Raw genomic sequence first — 15251 nt, forward strand, 5'->3', positions numbered from 1 at the left:
GGGCTAAGATATCACAAGAAGGCTTCTCTCACTAGGAAAGAAGCCTTTGAAGTTTGCTGCGGATCTTATTTGCTCGCTTTTCATCTGTGGTCAGGCTGGCGGCCTTTTCATACATCTGTTTGGCTTGGTCCGTTTTGGACTCCATGGAATAAGCATCAGCCAGGTGTTCAGCAATGATGCTGGCAGAGGCCTGGTACTCGTGGGCCTTCTCCAGGACTTGAATGGATTCAGAGAAGCGTTTTTGTTTGAACAGCACCCAACCCAGCGTATCCAGAACATAGCCGTCTTTAGGATCAAGCTCCAAAGCGCGTCTTGCCAGTCTTTCAGCCTCAGGCAGATGCTGATTCAGTTCGGCCAATGAAAAGGCCAGATAGCTTAAGCTCTGAACGTGATTAGGTTCGATTTCCAGAACCTTTTTCATTTGTGCGATCATGTTTTCTTTTTTGCCCAGACGATCCAGGATCAGCGCGTGCTGGAACAACAATTCAACATTCTTGGAATACTTGGAAAGGCCTTGTTCCAACACCTGAGCCGCGCCCAAATAGTCCGCCTTGGCATCAAGCAACGAAGCGTACATGGTGTACACCTGCGGTTTGTCGGCATTGGTTTGCAGGCCTTTTTTGGTGACAACCAGGGCTTGGTTCAACTTGCCTTGGCCTTTCAGCAGGTGGGCCGCATGCACAATAGCTTCGCTGAAATGCTGGCTGGTATGTGCGACCTGCATATAGTTGCGAATCGCATTTTCCATATCGCCGGTTTCTTCCTGAACCGCCGCCAGATAATAACGGGCAGAGTCCGCTGTCGGGTACTGGCTGACGATATCTTTGAGTTTGGCTCCGGCTTGATTGAAACGCTTTTGTTCAATCAACAGCAAGGCCATCTTCATTTGCACGTCCAACGAGGATTCTGAATTTCCAGTGATCAGTTCCAGCTGGGAATAGGCTTTTTCAGAATCTCCATCCTCAAGGTAAATTTGCGCGATAAGGTCGGCAACCTTCGGGCTGAAGTTTTCTTGTTTTTGATAGTCAAGGCACAGGGCCAGCGCTTTGGCGCGGTTGGTTTGTTGCAGGTAAAGGTTCGCAAGCGAGATCAAAGCATCTTCAAACCCCGGTTTGATTTCCAGGGCTTTTTTGAAGGCCTTTTCCGCCGCTCTTTGATGAACGGGACCTTCCTGATCCAGGTGGGTCAGGCCGATGTAATAGTGCACCTCGTGCGGAGTTTCATAGCTGGTATCTTTCAATAACGAGTTGAAATACTGCTGTGCTTTTTTGAATTCTTTTTTATCTGCATACAAAGAGCCGATGTAAATCGGAGCTTCGCTATTTTTCGGATCCAGGCGCAAAACGGCCTGATACTGAGCGATGGCTTTATCATAGGATTTTTCAGCAGAGTACAGTCCGCCCAATACCAACAGGGACTCGGCATTTTTCGGATCGTTGGCGACGGCTTGTTCGGCTTTTTGAATCGCCTCTTTCACTTTGCCGACCTTCAGGTATTCAGCAGACAAACGCATCTGCACTGCCGGGGAATTTGGATCCAAGGCTGCGACCTTTTCAAAAAGAGCAACGGCCTGCTCGGACTTTCCCTCACGGCTTAGAACGTCACCCATAATGAAGTTATAGTCAGCCTCGGCACGAGCATTGACGGGATCCAACTTTGCAGCGGGAATCACCAGGCTTTGCTTGTCAGGGGCGGTGGTTTTTTTGGCAGGCGTGCTTGCGCAGGCTGTAAGTGTGAGCAGAAGAGCGGCACTGGCAGTCGTTTTGAAAGATGGGCGCATCAGTTCTCCTTGTCAGGGTACAGTGTAAAGAACTTTGCAGATTTATAATAAATTTGTTGAAGATCGAGGCTAAGACTGGCCCTAGATGCGGCTTTCGAGGCGTCTGGGGGATACGGATACTAGTAATGTTCACTTGTCCCTGGCTGGCTATTGGTAAGGGCGGACGGAATGGACTGGCGCTTGCAATCTAAGCTGGCAGACGAAGTTTTTTACCTCAAAGAAAAGCTATTGGAACAGGGAGTGGAAATATGAAGGCACTATGGGTCGCAATTTGTTTATTGTCTGTTCCTTTGACATCCCTGGCAGAGGAACAACTGGCTTCGGTTCGTGTGGTTAAAGGCCGCCTGGAGCTTTTAAATCAAGACGGCCGTGCGGTGGCGATCAAGGACGGGGCCGTAAAGCTTGAAATCAGCAAACCCTCGAAGCTGTCATCTCCTGTTCGCTGGATGAAAAACGAACGTGTGGTGCGAATTCAGGATCAGGGCCAAGTTTTTGAATTTAGAATTCCAAAAAGCTCGATCAAGTCCGAAGGGCAATTCTTGGTTAGCTCGGAAGCGGCCGAACAAAGTGCCAACCTCAGCTCTGTTGTGCAGAAGTCGGATGTGACTTCCGAGCGTTTGGAAGTCGTGAAGGGCTGCAGTTACTTTGTTCTGGTGCCAACGCCAGTGACCCGTGTCGATAGCAATGGCAATATCTCAACCACCATCGAGATGCAGCAGCAGTCTTACTCTGGCCGACAAGATGTTCTGGTTCATGCGATGAACTGGACTGAACAAGTCATCATGCAGGTCTATAACGAGGAAGGCACGATTGAAATCAAGTCCGAGCCCGTGGCAAGACATGATGAAGTCGTTGTTCGCGAACTGTCGGACTGCCGATAACTGAGGGATCTATGATTAGGATGGGTAAGCTTTTAAGTATCATAGCGTTAGGTCTGATTCTGGGCGTGGAAGCCTTTGCCGCTTCCGCCGAAGCCTTGCTGGCGCGTGATTTGCGAAATGCCAAGGTGACCTTTGGTCATGAGCAGCGGCTATATCATTACTTCGACATCTATCAGGAAGCAGCCCCTGCCACTCAAGCCTTGATGGCGACACCTCAAGGGCGAAAGCAGGTTTTGCAAACCCGCATTTCTTATGCGACTTCCAAGTTTTGGGCCAAAGCTTCCGGCAACAAAGGGTTGTTTGCCGGGGAAGGTCTTTATCTGGCCATCGACCCGAATATTTCTGAAAGCTATGGCAAGATGATGATCGAGTTCACGGTGAAGCCTGATTCGTACTATATCAGCCTGGCCCGTGGCCTTTACCTGAGTGAAGACACTGTTAAAGCAATATATCAGGAAGGTCATCTGGTGGCGGACGCGGCCAACGGCATTCCTGATTCCATGCGAATTTCCGAGATGACGTTGGCGATGATTCTTCAGCCTGAAAATGCACGCTTCCGATTGCTTCTGCAAAAAGCCCTGAAAAGTGAAAACATCATGATGGCCGAATACGTATGGCGTTCGGATCTGGATGTGGTCTGCGGGGAAGAGTCCTTGCAAACGGCTTTTGTGTATATCGGGACCGATCCGACACTTCCAGAATTCAGTGCTGTTGAAATGGCCGACGTGAAGCAGGCTTATGCGGGGATTGCAATGACGGCCAAAGAAAAGCGCGCCTCTCTGGACGCGCAGAAATTAAAGACCTTGATTCAAATCAACCAGCAGGCAGTATCAGCCGACGAGATGGTTGAAAATGCCTTGGCGATTTATAAATCCGAAAACGAATTTAAGAACGCTGTGGGCCGCCTGCACGGTTGCGCCCTTGGTAATTGATTGATTTGCAGGATCTTTCATTTTCATTTTCCTTGATCTTATGCATTTGTCCTTTTTTCGTATTGGACTTTAGTCTTGCCCTGGCGAATAACATTGGATTTTGTTTGTTTGGTGATAATCTTTATTTGGTTTATGGGCAGATTTATTATTGCGTATCGCAATTTAAGATAGAATGTTTGGAGCATTTGCTACCTACACTTTCTAGGATCTTTCGCCTTCTTTAGCGTATTAAAGTGCCGCTAGGGCCGCATAAGAGTGCCCATAAACCTTTTTTTTAAAATGAGTAAAGTTGAAGCGCTTAGAAAAGCAAAGAATTTAGAAGATCTAGCCAAACTGTTGAACTATGAGGCGAAGAGCCTCTCTTACATAATCTATGTAATTCCTGACAAGTCCAAGTATGCGACGTTTACGATTCCCAAAAAGAATGGTGGCCAAAGGGAAATTAAGTCGCCGGTTCCTCGTCTAAAAAAACTCCAGAAGACTCTAGCGAAGTTTTTAGAAAATTGCGTAGAAGAATATTCGAATCCACATGGCCAACTTGTTGAGAGTGATTCATATGGTGGCAAAAGAAGACCTTCGAACGTCATTTCTCACGGATTTCAAAAAGGACTCTCAATCAAAACGAATGCTGAGAAGCATCTTCAAAAAAGATATGTTTTTAATTTAGATATTGAAGGATTTTTTCCTTCAATTAATTACGGTAGAGTCCGCGGTTTCTTTATTAAAGATCGAAATTTCGGCCTTGATCCAAAGATTGCCACAATTTTGGCTAAGATTATTTGTCATAATAACGAGCTGCCTCAAGGTAGTCCATGTTCTCCGATAATGTCCAATTTAATTGGACGAATTCTCGATGTCAGATTAGCTCGAATAGCTAAGAGGAGTGGATGTAATTATTCTCGGTATGCCGATGATTTAACTTTTTCAACAAATCTTCGATTGTTTCCTGCCGCAATTGGATGCCAGCTGAACGGGGAATGGATTGTTGGAAAAGAATTGGAGGGCTGTATAAAATGGTCGGGATTTAAAATCAATAAAGAAAAAACGCGAATGCAATTTCGGACCTCTCGACAGCAAGTTACTGGGTTGGTTGTAAATAGTTATGTGAACGTTCCTTCTGAGTACTACCGAGATACGCGAACAATGTGTAACCAGTTGTTTAAGGACGGGAGTTACTTCCATCGAGGAAGCAAAGATGAAAAGATTGTATCTTTTTTCGAGATCGAAGGAAGGATAAATTATATTTATAGTATCAAGTCCTTCAGGAATTGGTATGCGAGACCTGGCTATAGAAAGCATAGACACGACGGTCATTTTAAGCCTAGGCAGGAAAATGAGACACCTATGTATCCGCCACTAAATCGGTGTAGTCAGTACTCTGATAAGAGCCATGTTGTTGCAATTGATGGAATCAAGAATCTGTATGAGAAGTTCTTATATTTTAAGTACTTCTTTGCATTGAGCAAGCCCCTGATTTTTTGTGAGGGAGAGACGGACAATATTTATCTTAAATGTGCAATTCGGCAGTTGCTTGAGGCATTTCCAAGCTTAGCGGAGAGAAGTGATAAAGGTGTTGAATTTAAAATAAAATTTTTTAAGAGAACTGATGTAAATGCTAACATGCTTAAGTTGGCCGAAGGAGCTAGCGGCATGAAATTCATCGCTTTGCGCTATAGCCGCTTTATGAGTAAGTTTAGATGTAGAGGGCTTGCTCATCCAGTAATAATGCTCACTGATAACGATAAGGCAGGGAATGAACTAATAACAGGTGCACGAGCGACAGAGGTTCACAGTGATGTATTTTATGTCTCTCAGAATCTTTATATTGTTAGAATTCCCAAGTTAAGCGAGAAGGCCACTGTTATTGAAGACTATTTTGATCAGGGTACTCTGGAAAAGAAGATTGGCGGCAAGTCGTTCTCTCGAGCGAATAAGCATGACAATAAAAGTCATTATGGGAAGAAAATTTTTGCATCTGCAGTTGTACAAAAGGGCCAAAAAGAGATTAACTTTGAAAAATTTAAGTCTATCTTGAATTTGCTGCTTTGGGTCCACAGCGATTACAGTACGCGAAAAGTAGAGATCTAAAAAGTATCCCTTACGACCGTTCATTGTGTTTTTTTTATGCCCTAACTAGAGCGGTCAGCAGCTTTTTTGGCTATTTGTTTTGAATCCCAGGAGATGTCTACATAAGTGATGCCTTTAGAAATAGAAGAAGACGGCGTTGCTATTTGGCCTTTGATCTGAATTTTACCAGTATTGAAAAGCTCTTTGAATTCTGTGCGGGAACTCGCGCGCAGGTTCGGGTCTTCGTTTTGGATTTTGATCACCACTAGTGGGGCGCCATCAAGCCCATGTAAAGAAGTCTTATGCCGGGATTGCAATGACGGCCAAAGAAAAGCGCGCCTCTCTGGACGCGCAGAAATTAAAGACCTTGATTCAAATCAACCAGCAGGCAGTATCAGCCGACGAGATGGTTGAAAATGCCTTGGCGATTTATAAATCCGAAAACGAATTTAAGAACGCTGTGGGCCGCCTGCACGGTTGCCAAGCAGAACAAAAACAATGATCCCGACCAGGGCGATCATGACTCCGGCAGTGACCAGCACATTCTGATGGGCTGATGAAAAAGCATTCTTGGCCGCCGACAGAATGGCTTCGGTCGTGCTTGGGTCAAACTGCTTTGCCGCGATCATGGTGTCGCCGATAGTAAGTGTCGCCTGCTTGGGCAGGGTGGCGATGACTTCCGAAGCCTGGGTGATTGCGTGACGATAGCTTGCTGACATCATCAAACCAAAGAATGTAATCCCCAGTCCCATACCCAGTTCATAACCGACGGCTTCAATAGAGCCAGCCGCTCCGGCCTTCTCGGGTGGGGCCGCATTCATAATAGCAATAGAAGAAGCCGTAAGGCCAATTGCCAAGGACAGCCCCAGAATGAAGAGGGAGCCGACAATGACGGGCCCAATGGAACCAAAGTCTGCAATCGTCAGTGTCAGCAGGCATGCTGCCGACACCAGAAGGCTGACGGTCGCGACAAGTCTTACGCCAAAGGTTCCCACAAGATAGCCGGAAACGGGACCACCGAGCCCCGTGGCCAGCATCAACGGAAGCATGACCGAACCTGCCTGAAGAGGAGTTTTGTCGAAGACAAACTGAAGCTCTTGCGCAATGGTGAACTCAACGCCCGCCATGGCTCCTGAAACTACCAAAGCCAGCAGCAAACCAACGCGAATTTCCTGTTTCTTAAACAGCTCCAAATCCAGAAGAGGGAACTCGGAAGTCTTTTGTTTTCTAAAGAACACATACAAACTGAGTGCGCCAAGGGCGAGTGCTCCTGAAAGCTCCAAGATGCTGATGTCTGCCTTAAATGCGGACTTGACGGCATAGATGCAACTGATCAATCCAACGATCAGCAGCAAGGCTTGATCGAAAGCCCACTTGCCGGAAGGTTGAACTGCGGATTTTGGATACACCATCACCCCGAATGGAATGATGATCAAAATCAAAGGAACGTTCATCAGAAAGACATAGCTCCAGGAAAAATGCGTCAGCAGATAGCCGCCGATCAGAGGCCCGATGGCCCCACCAGCAGCACCCACCGTGGCCCATGTACCCAAGGCAAGACCGCGCTCTTTTTCATCATCAAAGGCAATGCGAATGATCGACAGAATGCTGGGCATGATCATCGCCGCACCAAAGGCGGTGGCGGCCCTTGCAAAAATAAGGAAATTGGCTGACGTGGCCCATGATGCAACAAACGAAGCGCTGAGGAAGATCGTCAAGCCAGCAAGAATCATCTTTCGTCCGCCCACTCGGTCGGCGAGTGTTCCCATGGGGATCAACAGACCTGACATCATCAAAGCATAGATATCAATAATCCAAAGCACCTGCGTGCCACTGGCTTGCAGGGAGGTTGTCAGTGTCGGGATGGCCACGTGCAGGGTGGTCATGTTGATCACGACGGGGAGGCTTGCCAGCAAGGCCGCAAAGAGAATGAGCCATTTATTGTGTTTTAGCGTGTTTTCCATAATCCTTGCCAGCATACCTACCGTCCGGTATGTTTGTAAAGGTGCATCAACTTTTAGGATAGAAATGAAAACGAAAAGTCCCGCCAAGAGAAAGAAAGACCCTGAAAATGTGAGACTGGCTTTGCTAAAGGCCACGGCAAAGCTTGCAAGTGAGCAGGGGGTTCCAGCGATCACCTTAAGTTTGGTTTCAAAAGCCGCGGGGGTGACGAAGGGGGCGTTATTTCATCATTTTGAAAACAAGCGGGCTTTGATTGCCGCCATGATGGACTATCTGGTGGAAAGCCTGGATGAAGAAATTGATGCTCTGATCGCGAAAGACTCGAATGACTATGGTGTTTTCACTCGCGCTTATGTGCAGGTGATTTTAGATTTGCATAGCGAGTACGGAAAAGCTTTTTCATCCGTGCTTCTTTCCGACCCGGATCTGTCATCGTTGAGTACTGATTGGTACGTGAAAAGAATGAAAAGGCACGCCAAGACCGATTCCGACCAGCAGTTGGAAATCATCCGATATGCTGCGGACGGGGCGTGGCTTGCGGCCGTGACGAACTATAATCCCAAGATGGATATCGGCAAGATCCGCAAACGTCTGGTTGAGATGAGCAAGGCAAAGGGGAATTAAAATGGAAACAGGGAATCACATCACAGGCACTTGTCTTTGTGGGGCCGTCACGGTGAAAGCCAATCCAGATAAGAACATTTTCGGTGCCTGTCGCTGCGGCATGATCGCGAAGTTTGGCGGGACTTAAGCATCCCGCCGACTGGATTATTTGTTTTTGAATCCCAGGATGTCTACGTAAGTGATGCCTTTAGCAACGGAAGAAGACGGTGTTGCTCTTTGACCTTTGATCAGGATTTTTCCGGAAGTAAATAGCTCTTTGTATTGTGTGCGGGAAATCTCGCGCAGATTCAGGTCTTCGTTTTGGTTTTTGATCGCCGTTAGCAGGACGCCATCAAGGCGTTTGGCAGACTTGAACAGCTCCAGAACAATGCGGAAGGATTTTGGTGGTTGTGGAGGGATGAAGTCTTGCATAACGTATTTCCTGTTTTTAGGGGATGACGGGCGAAAGTCCCATAAAAACAGGGGTATAGGCAAGGGCTTTTGCCCCTTTTGTAGTTTTAACTGGTTCTAATAGCCAAGCAGGGCGTTGAAGCCTTCACATTGAGCCTCTACCGGACCCGCAGGGGTTTGGATCGCCAGGTTCAGGGCATCGCCATAAGGGGACTGAGCGCCTTCTTGAGCAAAGGTGCTGACTACGAGTTTTCCGGATTTCCAAGCTTCCAGTCGAACCACGCCGTGAGCGGCACGCAGGTAAAAATCAACTCCGTTGGCAGAGCCTTTTTCAAGGGTCGCGTATTCGCGGTCCGGCTGTTCTTTAGAGGCTTTAAATGGGGTTTCGCTCGTGGTGATAGTGCATACAGCAGCGTGAGCGTTTACGAACGGAGCCAGGGACAGAACGATCGCAGTCAGGGCACGTTTGAAGGCTTTCAAAGGTTTCTCCAGGGTTTTGGTTGCTAGATGATTTATTGTTTATCCCGGGAAAACGCAAATTAAGTATTTGAAAGTGGGGTGAAGGGGAGGGGTTTTGTAAATTTGGGAGGGGGTTCTAGCGGAGAGAGATGGCAGGCTTATTGGGTAAGTCCCAGTAGGTTTCTCATCTTCCCATTGAATGGTACAGTTGGTTTAAGAACGAGACTTCAGGACGATCTTCTCAAAAAGGAGATCAATCAACATGGTGGTTACATCATGATCGCAAATTCCGTCTGCAAGAAGTTTGGCTTTACATTGGTCAAGTTCATTGAGAATACGATCGGCGTCTTCGGTGGTTCTTGGATTTTGAAGAAGTACGACTTTTTTTGAATTATAGTTAATACCAAGTTTTGGAGACTTAAAGGAGTGTCTAGGTATGATTCCCCCTAAAGATAGCATGCCAGAATTAAGACAATGAGTACTGTAATAGTTTGTTGGATGGGTGTGGACTTGTTTGTTGCTATGGGCGACAGAGCACGTTCGAATTTACTTCTCTAGAAAGGCAGGGCATTGTGGACATGAAGTTGATGTCCAGAGTACTACGATTTCTAATTGCTTGCCAATCTCTTGGTTGGGACATGTGAGAGGTAACGAATGAGTTTTGATGAAGTAAGTGGAGCTATTAAAAGCCGTCTTGAAAGTCCAATCTTTGGAACTTTCTCAATTTATTTACTTATCTTTAATTGGAGATTTTTCGTAATAATCTTTTCTGAGTTAGATTATCAGGGAAAGTTGAGGGAAGGTAATCGAGTTCTTGAAGATTATTTCTGGACGAGTTTTGGTTGGTCGCTAGGGCTCACGATAATTTGTATTTTGGTGCTTCCGATATTAAAAGAGGTCTATGAGAAGTTTCTGAACTGGTCTGGAAAAAGAGTCGCAATTAGTGCTAATAGGCTTAAAAGAGAGATTAATCTTGAAGACTTGAATGCTCGTGAATCACTTTCGAATGTTCTTAAAAGTAAACAGGTTCTGCAGGAGATAGTCAATGTTTGTGATGGGCGCATTGAGGAGTTTGGGCGATACCATCAGGTTAATGCTTTATCGGGAAATTATACTTCGGAAATAAAACAAGGTCTTGAGAACTCTTTACGAGAGGTTTCAGCAAGAGCTAAAGAAATGAAAAAACATATTGAGGATCTGCAAAAGTATTACTCTGAGAAGAGTTAGTCTGTCCGTTGAAGCTCGGAAGACTATACGATAGAGAGTTACTTCTATTTTTTATTGTTGAAACCACCCATAAGGTACCTTCCTTTTTAGGGCTGCCTGTTTATGTGGCGATCTAATATTGATTTTGTGGGTGCTTTTTTCGGTTCGAATTTCTGCTGAAAGCGGAAGGTATTTGTCGGAGAAATATTGTACTTCGAATCCATCCGCATCTGACCTGTAGACGGAAATAAGAAACAGAAGTTCTTGATTTGAAAGAAGCTCTGGAATCTTAACTACTTTTTTTGTGCCGTCCTCAAAAGGCGTGCTGTTTAGGTATTGCTCTGGTTGACCTTTGTGTTCAAAGGATCGTTTTATGGTTTGCCAATCATGCGATATAGGATGTTTTATATCGCTATAGAACTCTAAAACACTTGACCTTTCAAACTCAATTGAAGTGTCGTATAGAGATTCTGATGATTTGTTTTTTACTTTGAAAAACAGGAAACCAACTTGATTTGACAAATCACTTTCAGGTTGAGGTGACCACTTAGATCTCACGGTTTCCGGATAGTTTACATCTCCGGACTCATCCATATAGTTTTCCTCAATCCATCTCATGATATTGATATCGTCGGGAGGCTTTGCCAAAAAATCTAGTCTGATGCCTTCTTCATGCTTGAAGGAATATAGATCCCATAAGGGGTCTCTAGCCACGAGCAACGGCTCCGATCGTTTCAATTTTAAAGTATGAAAAAATGAAAAAATTGGTTTCTTTAACAAAACGAATTTATCTTCACCGCTGGCGAAGTGAAGATTGGCGTAGGGCCATTCGTCATCAGATAGCCGCTGCTCTTCAACTGAATATTCCTCGGCCAGAACCCTCATAATGAGGGGGACAGTTGCCCCGCCGAAAAGCCGCCAGTATTCAAACGATAGTGGACTATCATCTGCTGCTTGGGGTGGACGGACCTTCTCATATGCTTTTTTGGTAAAACCCCACATCAATGTGCCCATAGAGCCTATGAGCAAGAGCAGAATGCCAATTTGAAATTCCTTTTCCAGTAAAAGAGCGCCGAGGTAATTCCACATGCAGGTCATTCCTTTGCTTAACATTAATTGAATGGTGGCTATGGGATTTTTATAAATAAGGGTAAGGGGCCGTCAATTAGGTGCTATGTCAGGTCGAGGCGTCAAAAAGCAGGACTCGGTCCTCCCACGAAAAGGCGTCACGCCTTTTCGTCCCGGAGCCGGGGCCGCAATCTCGTCAGGCCGTCCGGGCCTGCCGCTTTACGCTGAACGCGCCACTGGCGCATTCACCGCAAAGCCGATTGCTCTCTTCGAGTCCTGCTACCCTGAAGACGTAGCAATGCCCGAAGCGAGTTTCCTGGTGTCTATGTTGTCTTATTTTTTTTAGGAAAAATGGATGGGGTAGCAGGACTCGAACCTGCGAATGACAGAATCAAAATCTGTTGTCTTACCAACTTGACGATACCCCAGCAAGATGATGCGTTCGAAGGCCCAAATTACGGATATTGCGGCCCAAAATCAAGAAAAGACTTTATGCGTTGAAAGATAACGCGCCATGGGCCTGGGAAAGAACCGGGAACCTTTTAATAAAAAAGCCCGTCAGGGATCTGACGGGCTAAGAATTCCAGGGGGTTTACTTGAAGCCGCCGTTGCTGGCTGCCTCCACATTAGGCAGCCAGGTGTGCGTGAGCAGGGAACTCGACCCCGGCCCCATGGCCCTAGGGTGAATCAAGTCAAACCTAGTAGTCGTCGTTGCCGTAGTCGCTCCCAGGAGCTTTTTGGCGTTTTAGACTGACCAGGGTTTCGCCCATGGATTTTAATTCTTTTTCGTAGGCCTCAAATATGAGGTCTTCAATCATCGCCCGGGTCTCCTGATTCAGGGGGTGGGCGATATCGCGGAACTGACCGTCTTTGCGTTTTTTGCTGGGCATAGCCACGAACAAACCGCTGGTTCCTTGGATGACCTTCAGATCCCTCACGACAAAACAGTTGTCCAGAGTGATCGAGACGTAGGCCTTCAGCCGGTCCTCATTGACGGGGAAAACTTTCACCTCGGTGACTTTCATACAGTCCCTTTCTTGTTGCCGTTCTTGTTGCCATAACAGTTGCTCATTCTTAAAAGCCGTTTGACCGGCCTTTTTGTCGCAATCTTGGAGCCAAACTATGGTCCGTATTTCTTCTCGGTGGGCCCAAGAAAAACTAAAGACCTAGGTCGAGGATTTTTTTATATTTTTACTGAGGTTCCGCGACCTGCCTCAATTTGAGGCAGGTGTTTACTTATATAGCGGCAAAATAAAAAAGCCCATCCGAAGATGGGCTTTGAAGCACTGCTCTTTATTAAAATTTCCGAAGGCCAAACTATTCGATGCTGATGATCTGAATACGGGTGTTGCGGGCAATTCTAAGGGTGTTCTTGCCCTTTTTAAGAGCCTTTAAAACGTCCTTGGCGGTGTCGACCGGCTGTTTATTAACATCCAAAATCACATCGCCCACGCGCAAACCACCCTTGGAGGCGTTGGAGTTTCTTTCCGTCTCGATCACCACCGGCTGCTTCATATCGTCCGGCAGGCCCCATTCCTTGCGAAGCTCGGTGGTTGGATCAATCACCGTGAAGCCCAGATCAAACGGAGCTTTCTGGCCCGCATAGGTTTTAGTCGCTGCGCGAACCGCGCGTTTTTCTTCCACACGTTCGGCCGTCACCACATTCAGGGTCATTTCCTTGTTGTTGCGGATGATCTTGGTTTTGATCGGCTGACCGATAGGGGCGTCTGCCACCGCATCCATCAGATCCAAAGAGGTTCTGATTTTCTTGCCGTTAAACTCGGTCACGATGTCATACATTTTCAAACCGGCCTTCAAAGCCGGGCTGCCCGGAGACACCTGCGTGATCACGGCCCCGCGAAGCTCGCCCAGTCCCAGGTACTCGGCGGCTTCCGGATCCAAGTCACCCAAGGCCGTACCCAGGAAGCCACGGGCAATACGGCCCTTGGATTCAAGGATTGGCAAGATGGCTTTGACTTCATCAATCGGGATCGCAAAACCGATCCCTTGCGCGCGCGCATCAATCGCCGAGTTCACGCCGATCACCTGACCTTTGGTGTTCACCAGCGGACCGCCCGAGTTCCCCGGATTGATGCTGGCATCAGTCTGAAGCAGAGGGATTTTATTGATCTCAGTGATGTCGCGGCCTTTGGAGGAAATAATTCCTTTGGTCATTGAGTGACCGTGACCGAATGGATTCCCGAAGGCCGCCACCCATTCGCCGACTTCCACGTCTTTAGAAGAGCCCAGAACCGCCACTGGCAGTTTGCCTTTTGGAGTGATCTTGATCAGCGCGATGTCCGTGCGTTCGTCGCTGCCGACAAGGGTTGCCTCAAACACTTCGGTGGATTTTTCGCTGAGCTGCACGTTGATGATGTCAGCACCGGCGATCACGTGGTTGTTGGTCACGATCAGGCCGTCTTCACGGATGATGAAGCCGGTACCCAGGCCCATTTGCTGCGGGCGCTGTTGCTGCTGTTGAGGTTGCTGCATGCGGAAGCCATAAAGCTGTTCCAGCATATCCAGCATCGGGTCGCGCATGCGCGGAGAGTTCTTGGGAATTGCGGTGGTGGAGATATTCACGACCGCCGGGTTGATGGCCTTGGCCAGTTCAACAAACAGATTCCCCGGCAGGGCGGCGCTCAGATTCATCTTCGGCGGATCTTTCGGGAGTTCCTTCGCGCCCGTTTGGGCTTGAGCGGTCATTGCGACAGACAGAATAAGAACCAACAGCGTCTTCATAGACAGTTTTCTCCTTACATAGACACAAATTTCATTTGCAGATCACTGATTAAGTTTTCCAAAAATTTGGCTTCATCGCCAGTTAGATTTCCTTTGGTCTTCTGTTGCAGGACCACCAAAAGGTCGATGTTAAAGCGAGCCATATTTTTATCTTTGCTCACTTCGCCGTTTTGAGGATTTGGAGCCAGACCCATAGCCATAATCGCCGAAGAGGCGACGGACATAATTAGGACTGAAAAGGAGGCTTCAATTTTTTCGTTCATAAATACCCTCTTTGTGAATGTGAGTTCCCTGCTAATCCTGTCAAGTTAGATGGGGTAATAACCCATCAGCTTTTGCAAACGGACCTCAATGGCCGGGTGGGATTTCAGGAATAGATTCTTTTGTCTAAAACCTTCCGGGTTCACCATAAACAGATGACTGGTGCAGGCCGGGATGTCCAGCGGCTGGGTCTGAGCCAGACCCTCCATGCGCCACAAAACCTCACCCAGACGGTTGCGGCTTTCCAAAAGTTCGGAAGCCATCAAATCATTTTCAAAGAAAGACTTTTCCACCACCACAAGCTTGATGATCAGCCAGCCAATCGGGGACAGCAGAGGCATAAAGAACTGCAACTTATAAGGGATCAGGTTGTCCAGGAATTGCCCCAGGCCGACCACGGAATTAGCCAGTGTGCTGCTGACTCCGAATGCGAAAGTATCCAGACGGCGGATGTGGCAGATTTGATGGGCAACGACGGCTTCAAGCTCTTCATCGCTCAGTTTTTGCAAAAGCCCGGCGGTGAAACCCAAAGATCCGCGCTTCCAGGAATGACCCACGCAGAATGCGTTCACGGACGCATGCGGGGTGATGTAGACCGCAGGTGGCGGCATGGACAGTTGGGCTGACATCTTTTGAACCTTGTCGATCAGACCCCAGGAATCCTGGCCTTTGATTCTTTGTGCGTTCAATTTCGCCAGCACGCGGCTTTCGCCATAAAAGAACACAAAGAAGTTCAAAAGAACCGCAAAGAAGAAACCAATCAACAACCCCAGACGTTCCCCGAACTGGTAGCCAAGAACCAGCAGGGCCAGAGAGCTTGATAGAATGAATATCCAGACTTTTGTATTGTTGTTGATCATATAAAATTAGTCCCACTAA

Annotated in this window: 17 protein-coding genes and 1 tRNA gene; 7 read left to right on the top strand and 11 right to left on the bottom strand. The window is 47.3% G+C overall.

The features are described 5' to 3' along the window. Nucleotides 1–31: 31 nt before the first annotated feature. Entirely contained in the window at nt 32–1780 is a 1749-nt protein-coding gene (locus ACNQKP_RS13770) for a tetratricopeptide repeat protein (protein WP_417865241.1), read from the bottom strand. A 248-nt stretch (nt 1781–2028) separates the two neighbouring features. Between ACNQKP_RS13770 and ACNQKP_RS13775 the strand changes: the two genes are divergently transcribed. The 3 genes from ACNQKP_RS13775 to ACNQKP_RS13785 all read left to right on the top strand — a co-directional run bounded on the left by ACNQKP_RS13775 (nt 2029) and on the right by ACNQKP_RS13785 (nt 5681). Beyond that, nucleotides 2029–2661 carry a hypothetical protein gene (locus ACNQKP_RS13775; protein WP_417865243.1) on the top strand — a complete coding sequence of 211 codons (633 nt, stop codon included), beginning with the start codon at nt 2029–2031 and terminating at the stop codon, nt 2659–2661. An 11-nt stretch (nt 2662–2672) separates the two neighbouring features. Beyond that, on the top strand, nt 2673–3593 hold the full coding sequence (locus ACNQKP_RS13780) for a hypothetical protein (RefSeq protein ID WP_417865245.1): 921 nt from the start codon (nt 2673–2675) through the stop codon (nt 3591–3593). A 279-nt stretch (nt 3594–3872) separates the two neighbouring features. Continuing rightward, a complete protein-coding gene (locus tag ACNQKP_RS13785) occupies nt 3873–5681 on the top strand; it encodes a retron Ec67 family RNA-directed DNA polymerase/endonuclease (RefSeq protein ID WP_417865247.1) in 1809 nt (602 codons plus the stop codon). Between the two features lie 41 nt (nt 5682–5722). On the opposite strand, the gene ACNQKP_RS13790 is transcribed toward ACNQKP_RS13785, so the two are convergent. Further along, nucleotides 5723–5923 (bottom strand): hypothetical protein, encoded by a 201-nt coding sequence (locus ACNQKP_RS13790; RefSeq protein WP_417865249.1) that lies wholly within the window; start codon nt 5921–5923, stop codon nt 5723–5725. A gap of 5 nt (nt 5924–5928) precedes the next feature. On the opposite strand from ACNQKP_RS13790, the gene ACNQKP_RS13795 reads away from it, so the two are divergent. After that, nucleotides 5929–6162: a hypothetical protein gene (locus ACNQKP_RS13795; protein WP_417865251.1), complete on the top strand. Its 234-nt coding sequence runs from the start codon at nt 5929–5931 to the stop codon at nt 6160–6162. Here ACNQKP_RS13795 and ACNQKP_RS13800 read toward each other — a convergent pair. Continuing rightward, the gene (locus ACNQKP_RS13800) at nt 6110–7639 is read right to left on the bottom strand and encodes an MFS transporter (protein WP_417865253.1); all 1530 of its coding nucleotides are present in this window, start codon (nt 7637–7639) and stop codon (nt 6110–6112) included. The two genes, ACNQKP_RS13795 and ACNQKP_RS13800, sit on opposite strands and share 53 nt — an antisense overlap. A 49-nt stretch (nt 7640–7688) precedes the next feature. Between ACNQKP_RS13800 and ACNQKP_RS13805 the strand changes: the two genes are divergently transcribed. Both ACNQKP_RS13805 and ACNQKP_RS13810 read left to right on the top strand, forming a co-directional pair. Further along, a complete protein-coding gene (locus ACNQKP_RS13805; RefSeq protein ID WP_417865255.1) occupies nt 7689–8246 on the top strand; it encodes a TetR/AcrR family transcriptional regulator in 558 nt (185 codons plus the stop codon). A gap of 1 nt (nt 8247) precedes the next feature. Next, nucleotides 8248–8373: a hypothetical protein gene (locus ACNQKP_RS13810; RefSeq protein WP_417865257.1), complete on the top strand. Its 126-nt coding sequence runs from the start codon at nt 8248–8250 to the stop codon at nt 8371–8373. Nucleotides 8374–8390: 17 nt separating this feature from the next. On the opposite strand, the gene ACNQKP_RS13815 is transcribed toward ACNQKP_RS13810, so the two are convergent. Together ACNQKP_RS13815 and ACNQKP_RS13820 are read right to left on the bottom strand one after the other, a co-directional pair. Further along, complete coding sequence (locus ACNQKP_RS13815) at nt 8391–8657, bottom strand: hypothetical protein (RefSeq protein ID WP_417865259.1); 267 nt, start codon at nt 8655–8657, stop codon at nt 8391–8393. A 96-nt stretch (nt 8658–8753) separates the two neighbouring features. Next, a complete protein-coding gene (locus tag ACNQKP_RS13820; protein ID WP_417865261.1) occupies nt 8754–9116 on the bottom strand; it encodes a hypothetical protein in 363 nt (120 codons plus the stop codon). Between the two features lie 633 nt (nt 9117–9749). Here ACNQKP_RS13820 and ACNQKP_RS13825 point away from each other — a divergent pair. Beyond that, a complete protein-coding gene (locus ACNQKP_RS13825) occupies nt 9750–10322 on the top strand; it encodes a hypothetical protein (protein ID WP_417865263.1) in 573 nt (190 codons plus the stop codon). A gap of 51 nt (nt 10323–10373) precedes the next feature. Here ACNQKP_RS13825 and ACNQKP_RS13830 read toward each other — a convergent pair whose 3' ends face one another. The 6 genes from ACNQKP_RS13830 to ACNQKP_RS13855 form a co-directional block, all read right to left on the bottom strand. Next, nucleotides 10374–11414 carry a hypothetical protein gene (locus ACNQKP_RS13830; RefSeq protein ID WP_417865265.1) on the bottom strand — a complete coding sequence of 347 codons (1041 nt, stop codon included), beginning with the start codon at nt 11412–11414 and terminating at the stop codon, nt 10374–10376. 307 nt (nt 11415–11721) lie between these two features. Continuing rightward, nucleotides 11722–11797 (bottom strand) — tRNA-Gln (locus ACNQKP_RS13835). 270 nt (nt 11798–12067) lie between these two features. Continuing rightward, nucleotides 12068–12394, bottom strand: coding sequence for a septation regulator SpoVG (gene spoVG / locus ACNQKP_RS13840; RefSeq protein ID WP_011165187.1), 327 nt, complete (start codon nt 12392–12394; stop codon nt 12068–12070). A 292-nt stretch (nt 12395–12686) separates the two neighbouring features. After that, entirely contained in the window at nt 12687–14111 is a 1425-nt protein-coding gene (locus tag ACNQKP_RS13845; protein WP_417865267.1) for a trypsin-like peptidase domain-containing protein, read from the bottom strand. Between the two features lie 14 nt (nt 14112–14125). Then, nucleotides 14126–14374 (bottom strand): DUF1844 domain-containing protein, encoded by a 249-nt coding sequence (locus ACNQKP_RS13850; protein ID WP_011165185.1) that lies wholly within the window; start codon nt 14372–14374, stop codon nt 14126–14128. A 45-nt stretch (nt 14375–14419) separates the two neighbouring features. Beyond that, nucleotides 14420–15232, bottom strand: coding sequence for a M56 family metallopeptidase (locus ACNQKP_RS13855; protein WP_417865269.1), 813 nt, complete (start codon nt 15230–15232; stop codon nt 14420–14422). Between the last annotated feature and the right edge of the window lie 19 nt (nt 15233–15251).

This window comes from Bdellovibrio bacteriovorus (assembly GCF_048286975.1).
Classification (GTDB): domain Bacteria; phylum Bdellovibrionota; class Bdellovibrionia; order Bdellovibrionales; family Bdellovibrionaceae; genus Bdellovibrio; species Bdellovibrio bacteriovorus_H.

Coding starts and splice junctions, on each gene's coding strand:
- ACNQKP_RS13770 (WP_417865241.1), bottom strand. CDS start 1,780: ATGCGCCCATCTTTCAAAACGACTGCCAGTGCCGCTCTTCTGCTCACA.
- ACNQKP_RS13775 (WP_417865243.1), top strand. CDS start 2,029: ATGAAGGCACTATGGGTCGCAATTTGTTTATTGTCTGTTCCTTTGACA.
- ACNQKP_RS13780 (WP_417865245.1), top strand. CDS start 2,673: ATGATTAGGATGGGTAAGCTTTTAAGTATCATAGCGTTAGGTCTGATT.
- ACNQKP_RS13785 (WP_417865247.1), top strand. CDS start 3,873: ATGAGTAAAGTTGAAGCGCTTAGAAAAGCAAAGAATTTAGAAGATCTA.
- ACNQKP_RS13800 (WP_417865253.1), bottom strand. CDS start 7,639: ATGCTGGCAAGGATTATGGAAAACACGCTAAAACACAATAAATGGCTC.
- ACNQKP_RS13805 (WP_417865255.1), top strand. CDS start 7,689: ATGAAAACGAAAAGTCCCGCCAAGAGAAAGAAAGACCCTGAAAATGTG.
- ACNQKP_RS13810 (WP_417865257.1), top strand. CDS start 8,248: ATGGAAACAGGGAATCACATCACAGGCACTTGTCTTTGTGGGGCCGTC.
- ACNQKP_RS13815 (WP_417865259.1), bottom strand. CDS start 8,657: ATGCAAGACTTCATCCCTCCACAACCACCAAAATCCTTCCGCATTGTT.
- ACNQKP_RS13825 (WP_417865263.1), top strand. CDS start 9,750: ATGAGTTTTGATGAAGTAAGTGGAGCTATTAAAAGCCGTCTTGAAAGT.
- ACNQKP_RS13830 (WP_417865265.1), bottom strand. CDS start 11,414: ATGTTAAGCAAAGGAATGACCTGCATGTGGAATTACCTCGGCGCTCTT.
- spoVG (WP_011165187.1), bottom strand. CDS start 12,394: ATGAAAGTCACCGAGGTGAAAGTTTTCCCCGTCAATGAGGACCGGCTG.
- ACNQKP_RS13845 (WP_417865267.1), bottom strand. CDS start 14,111: ATGAAGACGCTGTTGGTTCTTATTCTGTCTGTCGCAATGACCGCTCAA.
- ACNQKP_RS13850 (WP_011165185.1), bottom strand. CDS start 14,374: ATGAACGAAAAAATTGAAGCCTCCTTTTCAGTCCTAATTATGTCCGTC.
- ACNQKP_RS13855 (WP_417865269.1), bottom strand. CDS start 15,232: ATGATCAACAACAATACAAAAGTCTGGATATTCATTCTATCAAGCTCT.